The 13450-nt window shown below is 47.1% G+C and carries 13 protein-coding genes and 1 other RNA gene; 2 read left to right on the forward strand and 12 right to left on the reverse strand.

The annotated features are described in order from the left end of the window. Nucleotides 1-18: 18 nt before the first annotated feature. Complete coding sequence (locus EXIG_RS12115) at nt 19-1815, forward strand: AIPR family protein (protein ID WP_167315851.1); 1797 nt, start codon at nt 19-21, stop codon at nt 1813-1815. A 245-nt stretch (nt 1816-2060) separates the two neighbouring features. On the opposite strand, the gene ssrA is transcribed toward EXIG_RS12115, so the two are convergent. From ssrA to EXIG_RS12170, 12 genes are all read right to left on the reverse strand, one after another. Then, nucleotides 2061-2419: a transfer-messenger RNA gene (gene ssrA, locus EXIG_RS15785) on the reverse strand. 58 nt (nt 2420-2477) lie between these two features. Further along, on the reverse strand, nt 2478-2948 hold the full coding sequence (gene smpB, locus EXIG_RS12120; RefSeq protein WP_012371245.1) for an SsrA-binding protein SmpB: 471 nt from the start codon (nt 2946-2948) through the stop codon (nt 2478-2480). 32 nt (nt 2949-2980) lie between these two features. Continuing rightward, nucleotides 2981-5338 carry a ribonuclease R gene (gene rnr, locus EXIG_RS12125; protein ID WP_012371246.1) on the reverse strand — a complete coding sequence of 786 codons (2358 nt, stop codon included), beginning with the start codon at nt 5336-5338 and terminating at the stop codon, nt 2981-2983. A 14-nt stretch (nt 5339-5352) separates the two neighbouring features. Then, nucleotides 5353-6093: an alpha/beta hydrolase gene (locus EXIG_RS12130; protein ID WP_012371247.1), complete on the reverse strand. Its 741-nt coding sequence runs from the start codon at nt 6091-6093 to the stop codon at nt 5353-5355. A gap of 100 nt (nt 6094-6193) precedes the next feature. Beyond that, entirely contained in the window at nt 6194-6427 is a 234-nt protein-coding gene (gene secG, locus EXIG_RS12135; RefSeq protein WP_012371248.1) for a preprotein translocase subunit SecG, read from the reverse strand. Nucleotides 6428-6568: 141 nt separating this feature from the next. Continuing rightward, nucleotides 6569-7483, reverse strand: coding sequence for a ribose ABC transporter substrate-binding protein RbsB (gene rbsB, locus EXIG_RS12140; protein ID WP_012371249.1), 915 nt, complete (start codon nt 7481-7483; stop codon nt 6569-6571). 27 nt (nt 7484-7510) lie between these two features. Beyond that, nucleotides 7511-8479 carry a ribose ABC transporter permease gene (rbsC, locus tag EXIG_RS12145; protein WP_012371250.1) on the reverse strand — a complete coding sequence of 323 codons (969 nt, stop codon included), beginning with the start codon at nt 8477-8479 and terminating at the stop codon, nt 7511-7513. A 1-nt stretch (nt 8480) separates the two neighbouring features. Next, nucleotides 8481-9959 (reverse strand): sugar ABC transporter ATP-binding protein, encoded by a 1479-nt coding sequence (locus tag EXIG_RS12150; protein ID WP_012371251.1) that lies wholly within the window; start codon nt 9957-9959, stop codon nt 8481-8483. 14 nt (nt 9960-9973) lie between these two features. Continuing rightward, nucleotides 9974-10363, reverse strand: a complete 390-nt coding sequence (gene rbsD / locus EXIG_RS12155; RefSeq protein ID WP_012371252.1) for a D-ribose pyranase — start codon at nt 10361-10363, stop codon at nt 9974-9976. After that, nucleotides 10360-11238 carry a ribokinase gene (rbsK, locus tag EXIG_RS12160; protein WP_012371253.1) on the reverse strand — a complete coding sequence of 293 codons (879 nt, stop codon included), beginning with the start codon at nt 11236-11238 and terminating at the stop codon, nt 10360-10362. The genes rbsD and rbsK overlap by 4 nt, the downstream gene beginning before the upstream one ends. After that, entirely contained in the window at nt 11235-12215 is a 981-nt protein-coding gene (locus EXIG_RS12165) for a LacI family DNA-binding transcriptional regulator (RefSeq protein WP_012371254.1), read from the reverse strand. Before EXIG_RS12165 ends, rbsK begins: the two co-directional genes overlap by 4 nt. A 158-nt stretch (nt 12216-12373) precedes the next feature. Beyond that, nucleotides 12374-12706 (reverse strand): hypothetical protein, encoded by a 333-nt coding sequence (locus EXIG_RS12170; protein ID WP_012371255.1) that lies wholly within the window; start codon nt 12704-12706, stop codon nt 12374-12376. A 139-nt stretch (nt 12707-12845) separates the two neighbouring features. Between EXIG_RS12170 and EXIG_RS12175 the strand changes: the two genes are divergently transcribed. Further along, complete coding sequence (locus tag EXIG_RS12175; RefSeq protein ID WP_012371256.1) at nt 12846-13166, forward strand: hypothetical protein; 321 nt, start codon at nt 12846-12848, stop codon at nt 13164-13166. The last annotated feature ends 284 nt before the right edge of the window (nt 13167-13450 follow it).

A 13450-nucleotide genomic window follows, 5' to 3' on the forward strand; every position in this document is an offset into this window, starting at 1 on the left:
TAATTCCTTAAGAAAAAGGTGAGCTTAGTGGCGTCGGTAAACGAATATAAGATTGTTAGAGATAACAGTAAAAAACTTTTAAAATTACTATTAAAGAATGATCAAACTCGAATTTCACAATTGAGTGAAGAGAATTTAGCACGGTACGGATTTTATCATTTGATATTGGAAAATGTTTTAGGTTTTCAAGATGATTTTGAAAATAATGATTTTGAAATTGTAGATGATACTTTAACTAAAATTATAGACGTTAGATACTTAAACGAGATCAAAGGAATTAACACACAAGGTATGGATGACTATGGAATAGATGTAGTCAACATATCAGAATTATCAGGTTCTCAAATAAATATAAATTTATTTAATTTTAAATATAGAAATAGATTTAGCGAAAGTCATATTAGTGATACAGATATAAATAGAAGCACAAAATTTTTAGATTTTTTGTTTGAAGAAACAACTACTTTAGATGAGTCAGTAAATTCATACACACATAGGATTTTAAACATTTTAAAAACGTATACGAATAGCGATAGTAAATTTATTTGCAATATTAATTTATTTATGGTTTCTAATGAAAACAATGGTATTCATCCACAGAGCGAAAGTTACGTTGATACTCTACGTAAAAAGTACAATTTGACTGTTAATAGTATTACTTTAGAAGAAATAATGTCTTTTTACAACGACTCTACTAATAATAAAAAAGCTGTTTTTGTAATACCAAATGAAGATTTAATATCGTTTAATTTAGATAGCCAAACCACTAGTCTTTCACAAATAGTTAAGCTTCCTATAAACGAAATTTTTAGATTAACTTGTAAGGATGATTTATTCCCTATTGAAATAAATCCCCCTCTAGAAAAATGGAGAACTGCTTATTCTTTAAAAATGGATCAGTCTTTACTTTACGATAATGTTCGAGGATTCTTAGGAAATACTCCTTATAACAAAAAAATATTGAGTACTTTAGAAAAAGAACCTGATAAATTCTTTTTATATAATAATGGAATTACAATTGTCGCAGAAACAATAGAATCTGTTAAGCGAATAAATAAATTTGAAGTCAGCTTATCTAATTTTCAAATAGTGAATGGTGGACAAACACTTTCTTCAATATTTAATTTTGTAAATAATCTTAAACTAAACGGAAAAACTGATGACGAAATTAGTGATATCTTAACTCCTATTTTTAATTCTCACGTTTTAGTAAGGCTTTATAAAGTCCCTACAGAAAGTGACTTAAAAAACTTAATTGCAGAATACACTAATAGCCAAAATTCAATTTCTGATTTAAATCTCAAATCTATCAGTAAAATTCAGATACTTATTGAAAAACACTTAAAACAACATAATATTGTTTATGCACGCAAAGCTGGTGTAGTAGGTACGGATATAGAACATCCAGTTTTAAGGATTGATATGGCCGAACTTGCTCAAATAATTTATTCCGCAAATGGAAATCCTGAAAAAGTCAGTAGCCAAAAGAAAAAACTATTTAGAGAATTATATCAAGAGATTTTCCCTGAAAGTCTAAATTTAGATGAAGTGTTACAGTTAATTTACCTTAGAGAAGACATCAGAATAGAGTACATTAATTCTAAATTCTCACAATCAGAACAAAAGGTTTTTTATATTCTGTATATGTATTTAAATCACGATTTAGCAATAAAACATTGTATCGACTTACTTGAGTACATGATTAGAACTTTCCATACTACAACTCCGATAAGTGATACTAGAAAATTGATTCAGGTTAAATTTAAAACACAGTTAGTAAATTTTTTAGACCCATCTCAAATACCAATAGTATAAATTAAAAAATCAAATTGTCATAAACAAATAAGTAAAATATCAATTCACTAGATATGATATTCGGATTAAATAAATAATCCAATTCTAAACATTCGAAAAGTCTACTTCAAATTAGTTGTTGTATACATGACACTTAAATTATTTACGCATAATAAACCCTCATTTCGGTATAGAAATGAGGGTTTATTTACAATCTGGTATCAACCATCTGAAGTTGATTGTTCTGAAATTCTTAAAATTTCAGGGTATGGAGACGGTGGGAGTCGAACCCACGTCCGAAGGCATCGTATACTTAAGCTTCTACGTGTGTAGTCAATTTATTGGGATCTCGTCGTCAGGCTGCCAATTGACAGGCGTCCGTCCGACCAGTCTGATTCCATCTCTTCTCTTTCCCTCCAGACGGAAGGGTCCAAGCGTAGCCTGTTTAAAGTGAGACCCTAGAAATCAGCCGACCAGGCGACGGCTGCTAGGATCCGTAGTAGCTATTAAGCTGCTGCGAGTTGTGTGTTAGTTTTGCCAGTTATGGCTGATGCGTTTTAACGAGGCCGACCCCTCGACACGCCACAGAAGACCGAACTACCCCCGTCGAATCCGTAACGTCCCCAAGATATAAAATTGGGGCTTTCCGAATACTATTATAATAGCAGAAAAGTGTTACGGGTTCAATACTTTTGCTTGTCGCGTAATGCGCGGTCGATATCTCGCTTCGCATCCTTTTTCTTCAGATCGTCGCGTTTGTCGAATTTCTTCTTCCCGCGTCCGAGTCCGATCAGGCATTTCGCGTAACCGTTCTTGATGTATATCTTCAGCGGTACGATCGTGTAACCGTCGCGCGAGACCGATCCCATCAAGGTCGCAATCTGTTTTTTATGCAGCAACAGTTTCCGCGGACGGAGCTGTTCGTGGTTGTACCGGTTCCCTTGTTCGAAGTGCGCGATGTTCGAGTTCCAGAGAATCGCTTCCCCGCCGTCGAACCGGACGAACGCGTCGCCGATACTGATTTTTCCTTTACGGACCGATTTGATTTCGGTTCCCGTCAAGACGAGACCCGCTTCGATCGTATCTTCAATCGCATAATCAAACGACGCCCGTTTGTTGTTGGCTAATACTTTTGAACTTGTACCTTTTGGCATCTCTCTTCCACCACATTTCTAAACAGAAGCGCTTATTTGCGCTTCCGTTTTTTATTCGAGACCGCTTTATGGAACGGCGGTTTATCCTTCTTGTCCTTCAGCGCGAAGCCTTTGCCTTTCGACTGGTCCTTCGGCTTACTCGGACGCTTCGACTTCCCGCGACGGTCGTCTTTCTTGTCGTCGCGTTTTTGTCCCGGACGGCCGCCGCTTGAACGGATCGTCTTCGACTCAAAGCGTTTTTTCGGTTGGCGTTCCGGCATCCCGACGACTGCGAAGTCGATCGTCTTCTCATCGATGTTGACACCGGTGACTTTGATCTCGACGACGTCGCCGATCCGGAACTGTTGTTTCGTCCGTTCGCCCATCAATTGATAGTTCGCTTCGTCATACCGGTAGAAGTCATCCGTCATCGCCTGGATGTGAACGAGTCCTTCGATCGTGTTCGGTAACTCGACGAACATCCCGAAGTTGGTCACGCCGCTGACAACCCCTTCAAACGTCTCACCGATGTGTTGTTCCATATACTCGGCTTTTTTGAGCGCATTCGTTTCGCGTTCCGCGTCAACGGCACGACGTTCCCGTTTTGAGGCGTGATCGGCGATTTCCGGCAGGATCGCAGAATAGCGGTCCTGTGTCTTTTGCGATTTATCATTAAAAATGATGTACTCGCGCAGGAGACGGTGGACCATCAAGTCCGGATACCGGCGGATCGGTGACGTGAAGTGCGTGTAGAAATCGGTCGACAGACCAAAGTGACCAATCGGTTCGACGTCGTATTTCGCTTGTTGGAGCGACCGTAACATGACCGTACTGACGACAGCTTCTTCCGGTTCACCTTCCACGGCGTTCAGGATCGATTGCAACGTCTTCGGTGCGACCGACTCGCCTTTGCGTTCAACATTGATCCCGAAGTTAGCGATGAACTTGAAGAACGTATCGAGACGTTCTGCTTTCGGCTCATCGTGGATCCGGTACATGAACGGCAGTTTTTGGTGTTGGACGTGTTCCGCCACCGTTTCGTTCGCGGCGAGCATAAACTCTTCGATCAGTTTTTCAGCAACCGACCGTTCGCGGAGGATAATTTCGCTTGTCTTGCCTTCTTCGTTGACGAGGACTTTTGCTTCCGGGAAGTCGAAGTTGATCGCGCCACGGCGCGAGCGGCGTTCGCGGAGAATCGCAGCCAGTTCCGCCATCTGATCGAAGTTAGCGACGAGATCGTGATATTTCGCGACCACTTCTTCGTCTTCGCGTTCGATGATTTTACGGACATCGGTATACGTCATCCGTTCCGTCGTCTTGATGACACTCTGTAAAATCTCATGATTGACGACAGCACCGTTCTGGTCGATTTCCATGATGCAGCTCAGTGTCAACCGATCAACGTGCGGGTTGAGTGAACAGATCCCGTTCGACAGACGGTGCGGAATCATCGGAATGACCCGGTCAACGAGATAGACACTGGTTCCGCGTTCGCGGGCTTCTTCGTCGAGCGGTGAATCTTCCTTGACGTAATGTGAGACGTCGGCGATGTGAACACCGAGCTCGTAGTTGCCGTTGCTGAGCTTCTTGACGTGGACTGCGTCATCCAAGTCTTTTGCGTCAGCACCGTCAATCGTGACCGTGACTTCCTTGCGTAAGTCGACGCGACCGACAATATCTTTCTCATCGATTTGATCTGGAATGTCATTTGCTTCCGCAATCGCTGCGTCCGAGAAGTCGACATTGATGCCGTGCTTGTGGACAATCGACAGGATATCGACACCCGGATCGTTTTTATGGCCAATGATTTGTAAGACTTTTGCGGTTCCGGCGTAACGGCCGTCCGGATACTTCGTGATCCGTGCGAGGACTTTATGCCCGTCGACGGCACCAAGCGTATCTTCGTTTGCGACGACCGGTAAGAACGTCAGCTTCGAATCATCCGGCTCGATGTAGGCAATCGACTCAATCCGTCCTTTTGGACTGACGAACGTTCCGACGAAATCAGCCGGTCCGCGTGAGAGAATCTTGAGTAACTTGCCTTCGCGGCGGTCTCCGCCGTTTGATTCAGCAAAGACTTTGACGAGGACACGGTCCCCGTTGTAGACATTGCCGAGTTCCGGTGCCGGCAGGAAGATATCGCCTGCTGAACCGTCCTCCGGTGAAACGAATCCGAATCCGCGTTGGTGGACCGAGATTTTTCCGGCGACTTGCCCGATTTGCGCCAGTGTCCCGTATTTGTTCGAACGGGTCCGTGCGATGAGTGCTTCATCTTCCAGCTCATTTAATGTCCGGATCAGTTCCTTGAACTGTGCCGTATCTGTTAATTCCAGTTTTTTCGTTAATTGATCAATCGACAACGGACGTTCTTCCGCTCCGATGACCTCTAGTATTCGTTCACGTAATTCCAACGTGACACCTCCAATTAGTGGCTCCAGTTCAAGCCGTCCAGAAATTCATGGATATCTTGGTGGAGCGTTTCTTTTTCTTTGTCGAGCGTAATGACATGACCTGAGTTCTCATACCAGATCAAATCTTTTTGTAAGGCACTGACACCGTCGTGAATGATGTTCGCTGAATCGGTGTTGATCATGTGATCGTTGCGGGCCTGGATGACAAGCGTCGGTGCATAGACATCTTCGAGTGAATCGCGTGTGTCTTTCAGCAAGCCTTGCAAATCTTTTAAGGTCGGCATCGGTTCGAACACTGCCATCTCCTGCTCGATTTCTTCCGCCGATTTTCCTTCTCGCTTCTTAAATTCTCTTGCATACTCCGTGACTCCTGCATACATGACCTCTTCACTTTTGATGTAAGCCGGCGCACACATCGGAATGACCGCTTTGACCGGACGATGCATCGAAAGTCGAAGCGACATGACTCCGCCGAGCGACAGTCCGCAAACGGCAATCTCGTCATATCCTTTGGCTTTTAATTCTTCATAGCCATCGAGAACATCTTGCCACCAGTCGGCTGGCCCGGTCTTCGTCAGCTCTTCGGGTGGGGCAGCGTGCCCCTTATATTGTGGTGCGAGTGAAGTATATCCGTGTTTTTGCAAGTAACGTCCGAGCATCCGGACATCGGCGCTTGATCCGGTAAAGCCGTGTAACAACAGAACAGCCCGGTTGCCGCCTTCAAAAAAGAATGGTTTTGGTAATGTGATTTTCATAAAATGATTCCCCCTCTAACTCTATACCCCAAAATGAAAATTTAGAAATCGAGAAATACGAAAAAACGACAGCGCGATCGGACGGCTGTCGTTTCAGTACTCACTTATAAAAAGCGACGAGTAACGCCAAAATAAAGAATAATGCCCCTAAGATAGACGCTACACGGTTTAGGACCGCATCCAAGCCACGGGCTTTTTGGCGACCAAATAATTGTTCTGCTCCACCTGTCAGTGCTCCGAGTCCAGCCGTACGGCCCGACATCAAGAGAACGACGATGATGAGAAGAACGGAAACGACGATGAGGCCGACAAGAGCCACGTTATGAATGATCATCGATGATCCTCCTTCAGTAATATACGCTTCTTTCATTATAGAGAAAAACAACTACGGGAACAAGGTATAGATTCATGAAGTTCATCTTACCTTCAAAAAAACACCAGCCGGCTGACAAAATCAGACGGCTGGCAGTGATGCTTATTGTTTGATGAGATCAAGTTCGACCGGAATGTTCTTGTCGACTTTCTCGCCTTTTAAGTGTTTGATCGCTGTATCGATACCCATTTTACCGATTTCTGCCGGTTTCTGAGCAACGGTTCCTGCCATTTTACCGTCTTTGACTGCTTTGACTGCATCGTCTGTTGCGTCAAATCCGATGACTTTGACATCATCCATGCCCGCTGCTTTCAACGCTTCAACCGCACCGAGTGCCATTTCATCGTTGTGCGCGAAGACGGCTTTGATATCTTTGTTGTTTTGAAGAATGTTTTCCATGACCGACAGACCTTTCGCCCGGTCAAAGTTTGCTGATTGTTTCGCCACGACGTCAAGTTTACCGTCGACTGCTGCGTGGAATCCTTCACCGCGGTCACGAGTTGCAGAAGCACCTGGAATTCCTTCAAGTTCAACGACTTTCGCTTTGTCCCCAACGAGTTCGATCATGTATTCACCGGCTTGTTTTCCACCTGCGACGTTATCCGACGCGATGTGCGCGATGACGTCACCGGCTTCTGCGTTCCGGTCAACCGTGATGACCGGGATGTCAGCATCGTTTGCTGTCTGAACCGCTGCACCGACTGCTGCTGAATCTGTTGGGTTGATCAGGATGAGATCGACTTTTTTCTGAATCATATCTTCGATGTCACTTGCTTGTTTCGCCGCATCATCTTGTGCATCTGCGACTTGAAGTGTTGCGCCTTGTGCTTTTGCTTCTTTTTCCGCGCCGTCTTTCAGTGAAACGAAGAACGGGTTGTTGAGTGTCGAAATTGACAGACCGATCTTAAAGTCTTTTGTTTTCTTTTCCTTTTCCGTGTCACTGCCCGGTTGTTCCGTCGAACAAGCCGCTGCGAAGACCATTAACGCCATCATGACAAGTGCGAGCAATTTTTTCATATCAATATCCTCCTTTTGGATGGTAAATCACGTAGTTTGTTTCCGGTCCGCGAGTACGGCGAACAGGATGACGAGCCCTTTGACGACAAGCTGGAAGAACGACGACACACCAAGCAGGTTGAGTCCGTTGTTCAGTGTTCCGATGATCAAGGCGCCGATTAATGTCCCGACAATCCAACCGCGTCCACCGGATAAGCTCGTTCCGCCGAGGACGACGGCTGCGATGGCATCAAGCTCATACGATGTTCCGGCCGTCGGTTGCGCCGAGTTCAGACGCGACGTCAGGATGATTCCGGCGAGTGCTGCCATTAAACCGGACAGCGCGTAAATCATAATCTTCACTTTGTTGACTTGAATCCCCATCAGTTTTGCTGCTTCTTCGTTACCGCCGATCGCATATGTGTAACGCCCGAACGTCGTTTTCTTCAGGATGAAGTAAAGAACTGCAAAGGCGATCAACATCGTGACGACCGGGACCGGGAAGATCCAGAAGTAGCCGCGTCCGAACAGTTCGAACCAGCCGCCCTGGCTGAGTCCCGTGATTGGCTTCCCGTCCGTGTAGACGAGTGTCAGACCACGGAAGATTGTCATCGTCGCGAGGGTCGCGATGAACGGTGCGACTTTCCCGAGTGAGATGACCATTCCGTTTAACGCGCCCATGATTGCCCCGACGATCAAGCCGGCGAGGACAGCAAGAATCGCTGACGTTCCGTCGGTCATCAGACCGGCGACGAACGCGGATGACAAGGCGAGAATCGAGCCGACCGACAAATCAATGCCACCCGTCAGGATGACGAACGTCATTCCGAAGGCAATCAAGGCGTTGATCGAAACTTGGCGTAAGATGTTAAATAAGTTATTAAGCGTTAAAAAGTCCGGTTCCATGATTGAAACGACGAGAATGATGGCGAACAGTCCGGCGAGCGGACCCAGCTTTTGACCAATCCCAAGTCGTCTCGGTTTCTTTTCTGTCAGTTTCCCTTGCATCAATTCCATGTCATTGTCCTCCTGTCGCAAGCGTCATGATACTCTCTTGCGTTGCCTCTTCTTGGTTGAGCATGCCGCTCATCTGTCCTTCGCGCATTACATAGACGCGGTCACTCATGCCGAGAATTTCCGGCAGATCCGAGCTGATCATGATGATCGCGACACCCGTTGCGGCGAGTTCGTCCATAATCATATAAATCTCTTTTTTCGCCCCGACGTCGACACCGCGTGTCGGCTCGTCGAGAATCAGGACATCCGGCTTCGTGCCGAGCCATTTTGCGAGAACGACCTTCTGCTGGTTTCCGCCGGACAAGGATTTTGCCGGTTGGTCCATCGAGCTGTGGCGGACGGATAACGACTTCAGATAGCCTTCCGCGAATTGCCGCTCCGACTGATCGGAGATGACACCGGACTTCGATAACGACCGGATTGTCGGAAGCGAGATGTTTTCCCGGAGTGAAAAGTCGAGGAACAAGCCTTCGCCTTTGCGGTCCTCCGTCAGGAAACCGAGTCCTTGTTTGATTGCATCATGCGGTGATTTGATTTTAATGGTTTTACCGTTCAAGCTGATCGTTCCGGCTTTCATCCGGTCGATCCCGAACAAGCCGCGCATGACTTCTGTCCGTCCTGCGCCCATTAAGCCGGAAAAGCCGACGATTTCCCCAGCCCGGACAGAGAACGACACGTCTTCGAACCGTTTTCCGGTCGCCCCGGTCACTTCGAGGACCGTCTGACCGAGCGTCACTTGCCGCTCCGGATACCGTTCCCCCATCTCACGTCCGACCATTTCACGGACGATCTGTTCAAACGAAGTGTCGGCAATCCGGTGCGTCGAAACGGAAACCCCGTCCCGTAAGACCGTGATCCGGTCACACAGTTCGAAAATTTCTTCCATCCGGTGCGAGATATAAACGATCGAGACTCCCTGCTCGCGTAAAGCTGTCGCGACACTGAACAGAGCGCGGATTTCGCGTTCCGTCAAAGCGGCCGTCGGCTCATCCATGATGATGACCTTCGCGTCCGTCATCAACGCTTTGGCGATTTCGATCATCTGCTGTTGTCCGACTGATAACGTCCGGGCGAGCTGATTAACGTCCATGAAGACGTTCAGTTCCGCCAGCTCCCGTTCAGCGAGCCGTTTCATTTCCGCCTGTTTCAGGACACCGAAGCGGGACTTCAGTTCCCGTCCGAGAAACAGATTTTCCGTGACCGTTAAATCCGGCAGAATGTTCAGTTCCTGGTGAATGAAGGCAATCCCCGCTTCTTCCGCCAGTTTCGGATTTTTATATTGCTGTTCGACGCCGTCGACGAGAATCGTTCCTTGATCGGCTTTATGAACGCCGGTCAGAATTTTCATCAAAGTCGATTTTCCGGCACCGTTTTCTCCCATTAAGGCATGAATCTCACCGGTCGCGAGGGTGAAGTCGACTCCCTTCAAGACGGGAACGGGACCAAACGCTTTTGTGATACCTGTCATCTCAATTTGCATCGTACTTCCTCCCCTTAAAAAATGACGCCGGCGTGTAAGATGACGTTCGCATACGGTGTCGCTTCACCTGTCCGGATGATGACTTTCGCCTGCTTCGTCAATTCCTTGAATGCTTCGTGCGACACATAGTCTTGCGGTACGTCGAGTTTCATCACGGCCTCGAGTGCAACCGGATTAGCTGCTTTGATTTCTGTCGCCAGTGTCACCTGTTCAACGGCCATATCGTCGGCAACGATCCGGACGACATCGACGAACGATGGTGTTCCGAGTTCAAGTGCCAAGTCAATCCGTGCTACACCGGCCGGAATCGGCAGACCGCAGTCGGCAATGACAATCGTATCGGTATGACCAAGATCGGCTAAGACTTTACTGATCTGACTGTTTAAAATGCCGTGTCGTTTCATGCTTCAACCTCCATCTGTTCATGTGTCGGCATCCCGCCTTGTGCGCCGAGCGCGCGGACGGACATACCGGCTGCTTTATTGGCAAAGCGAATTGCTTCAGTTAATGTTGCCCCGTCGGTCAGACTGACTGCGAGTGCACCGTTGAACGTATCACCGGCACCTGTCGTATCGACGACGTCCGTCTTGATCGCAGGAACCGTCACGATGGCCTCGCCGTCATAAAAGCGGGCACCCCGGCTGCCTTCCGTCACAATCAATTTATTCGGGTATTGCGTCAACCAATGTTCGAGTGGTTGCTGTTGTCCGAAAATCAAACCACATTCATGTTCATTTGGAGTCAAATACGTCACGTCTGCAAGTAACTCGTCGTCAAGGACGATGGCTGGCGCCGGATTCAAGACAACGGGAATCCCGTGGGTCTTGCCGTAACGCGCCACCTGTTTGACGGTCGCGAGCGGAATTTCGAGCTGTAACAAAATCATGTCTGCCTGACCAAGCAGGCTGTCGAGTTGATTCTCGTCATAGACAACCGCTAAGTTCGCCGACTGGACGACGACGATTGAATTATCGCCTTCTGCCAGCGTAATGTGTGCTGTTCCGGTCCGTTGATCCGCAATCGTCTGCAGATGGGTCGTCCCGACGTGCTCCGTCTCGAAGTTTTGACGGATTGCCACGCCGTTCGCATCGTCGCCAATACAGCCGACCATTTCGACGTGACCGCCGAGCCGGGCAATCGCAACCGCTTGGTTCGCCCCCTTGCCTCCCGGTACCGTATGGAAAGCGGATCCGATAACCGTTTCGCCTGCTGACGGACGACGATCGCTTTCGACGACTAAGTCCATCGAGATACTTCCGACTACACTGATTTGTTTCATAACTGTTCATCCTTCCGCTTCGTTGTTTCCCGTTCAATGACTTCGACCATCAGTTCGTGATGGACGGCTGCAATCTCGTTTCCTTCAATCCGTTGAATCAGTAATTTTGCCGCCAGCTCGCCCATCTGATAAATCGGTTGGGCAATCGTTGTCAGGGGCGGCGAAATCATCTGTCCGAGTTCAATCCCGTCATAGCCGATGATTTGCAACTGTTCCGGAATCGCGATTCCCCGCTCCGCTGCGACCTGGATCGTCGCTGCTGCAATGACATCGTTTGCTGCAAAAATCCCGTTACAGTCGTAATGGTCAAATAAGTAGTTGGCTGCTCCGAGCGCCCCCTGAAAATGAAACGGCGACTCGATACTTGCGACGAGGTGTTTCCCGGCAACTTCCTCAAATCCATCCCGGCGTTTTTTAATCGTCGGCAATTTCGACGGACCGCTGATGACGACCAGTTCGGTTGCCCCGTGATCGAGCAGAAACTGAGCGGCTTTTTTTCCGCCGTCATGCCCGTTTGAGGTCACTGTCGGAATCGCTCCCTGTAACACACGGTCCAGGGCGACGATCGGTACTTCGAGTTTTTCATAGTTCGGATTGTTCGAATAGTTGGTCGTGATGATCAATCCGTCAACATGCATCGCTTCGAGTGACTGAATATATTCTTGTTCTTTCTGAAACTGTTCATCCGTGTTACACAAAATCACCTGAAATCCGTGCTGATGTGCCATATCTTCCACAGCCCGTGCGAGTTGCGGGAAAAAAGGATTGGTGATGTCCGGGACAATCAGACCAATCAGACCAGATCGTTTTTGGAACAACGACCGGGCGACCCGGTTCGGTCGATAATCGAGCTGCTTAATCGCTTGCAGGACTGCTGTTCTTGCTTTTTCGCTGACATATCCCTTCTCATTCATGACACGTGAGACGGTCGCAACGGAGACATTTGCCACTTTCGCTACTTCCCGGATGGTCGACATGTTCGCCACCTCTTTCTTTTGATAACGCTTACAATATGTATCATATTGTGTAACCGGTTACACATCAATCTTTTTTACGAAAATATATTTTATTTTTTTCGGAATACAACAAAAAAAGTCCGGATAAACGTTGCAGCAGAACGTTTGTCCGGACTTCTTCAGTGATTGGGATGGCGTTTTTGATATAACCGTCGAAACAAGGCGACAAGAAATGCTAAAATCGCGAGCGGCTCCAATAAGTAAATCAACAGGAATGTAATGTCGATGATTGCATCTTCCGGGTTATACCGCAGAATATAGATGGCTCCCGGTAGAAGCGCAATCAGACCCGTGATGCCAAGGACCGTTCCGAGAATCATGCTTTGACGTGAAAAGCGACTCGTAATCTGATACAGACCGATAAAGAAAATCAGTTCCGTAAAATAGATGATTCGTAATTGAATGTCGTCAATCGCGGGGTCCATACCCAAAAATAAATAACGAAATAGCATATTCATCCCCCCTACCTCTTTCTGTACCCGGTTATTGAATCCGTTAATGCACCGATTCCAGTTTGTCTGCATATCCTATCTGACTTTAGGGAATAGCTTGATAGTAACAGCTACTTAAAAAAAGTTGGGGGTCCGACCGATGAAAGAAGAACATTCAATGAAGGTCGTCAGTTGCTTAAACGACTTTTTTCAACGCAACGAACAACCACTTCAGGTCGACTTACTACGCGGTCTTCCTCCAGTCGTTTTATTGTTAAAAGATGAAGCCAAACGTTCCTTCGCAGCGGAAGCGAACTTGCACGATGAATTACTCAGCGATATCAAACGTCTCGTCCAGGAGTGTCTCGATCCGCAAACTTTACGTGAACTCGATATCGATGTCAACTTACCCGAGTTCTTCGTCACGCGTGCTCCACTCTATTCTGCCCATCATTACCTCGTTACGTTTATCGAGGATTGATTTTAAGCAGTATAATTCTATTTTGATACTACGGGATGCGACGTTTAGTCGGTCTCGTTTTTTATATGTACCCAAAATTATTCATTCGCTCGCTTTTCTAGGGCGGAACGCGAGCCGCGGATTTTTTTCAGATCTCCGGATATCGCCTGTTCCTGACGGAAGCGTTGCTTCCTTTTCCCTTAGAAGTAAGTCGAGCTATGAATGTTTTTCCGCTTTCCTATGAAACTGTTATCACGCATTTCACGCGACTCCTACAGGAAAAAGCGCAAGCCTGCTTGCGCTGT

Origin of the sequence: Exiguobacterium artemiae 255-15 (genome assembly GCF_000019905.1) — a bacterium.
Lineage (GTDB): Bacteria > Bacillota > Bacilli > Exiguobacteriales > Exiguobacteriaceae > Exiguobacterium_A > Exiguobacterium_A artemiae.

What these genes read in the sequence shown, in the direction of transcription:
- smpB (WP_012371245.1), bottom strand. Translation starts at nt 2,948, where the DNA reads ATGCCAAAAGGTACAAGTTCAAAAGTATTAGCCAACAACAAACGGGCG.
- EXIG_RS12130 (WP_012371247.1), bottom strand. Translation starts at nt 6,093, where the DNA reads ATGAAAATCACATTACCAAAACCATTCTTTTTTGAAGGCGGCAACCGG.
- secG (WP_012371248.1), bottom strand. Translation starts at nt 6,427, where the DNA reads ATGATCATTCATAACGTGGCTCTTGTCGGCCTCATCGTCGTTTCCGTT.
- rbsB (WP_012371249.1), bottom strand. Translation starts at nt 7,483, where the DNA reads ATGAAAAAATTGCTCGCACTTGTCATGATGGCGTTAATGGTCTTCGCA.
- rbsC (WP_012371250.1), bottom strand. Translation starts at nt 8,479, where the DNA reads ATGGAATTGATGCAAGGGAAACTGACAGAAAAGAAACCGAGACGACTT.
- EXIG_RS12150 (WP_012371251.1), bottom strand. Translation starts at nt 9,959, where the DNA reads ATGCAAATTGAGATGACAGGTATCACAAAAGCGTTTGGTCCCGTTCCC.
- rbsD (WP_012371252.1), bottom strand. Translation starts at nt 10,363, where the DNA reads ATGAAACGACACGGCATTTTAAACAGTCAGATCAGTAAAGTCTTAGCC.
- rbsK (WP_012371253.1), bottom strand. Translation starts at nt 11,238, where the DNA reads ATGAAACAAATCAGTGTAGTCGGAAGTATCTCGATGGACTTAGTCGTC.
- EXIG_RS12165 (WP_012371254.1), bottom strand. Translation starts at nt 12,215, where the DNA reads ATGTCGACCATCCGGGAAGTAGCGAAAGTGGCAAATGTCTCCGTTGCG.
- EXIG_RS12170 (WP_012371255.1), bottom strand. Translation starts at nt 12,706, where the DNA reads ATGCTATTTCGTTATTTATTTTTGGGTATGGACCCCGCGATTGACGAC.
- EXIG_RS12175 (WP_012371256.1), top strand. Translation starts at nt 12,846, where the DNA reads ATGAAAGAAGAACATTCAATGAAGGTCGTCAGTTGCTTAAACGACTTT.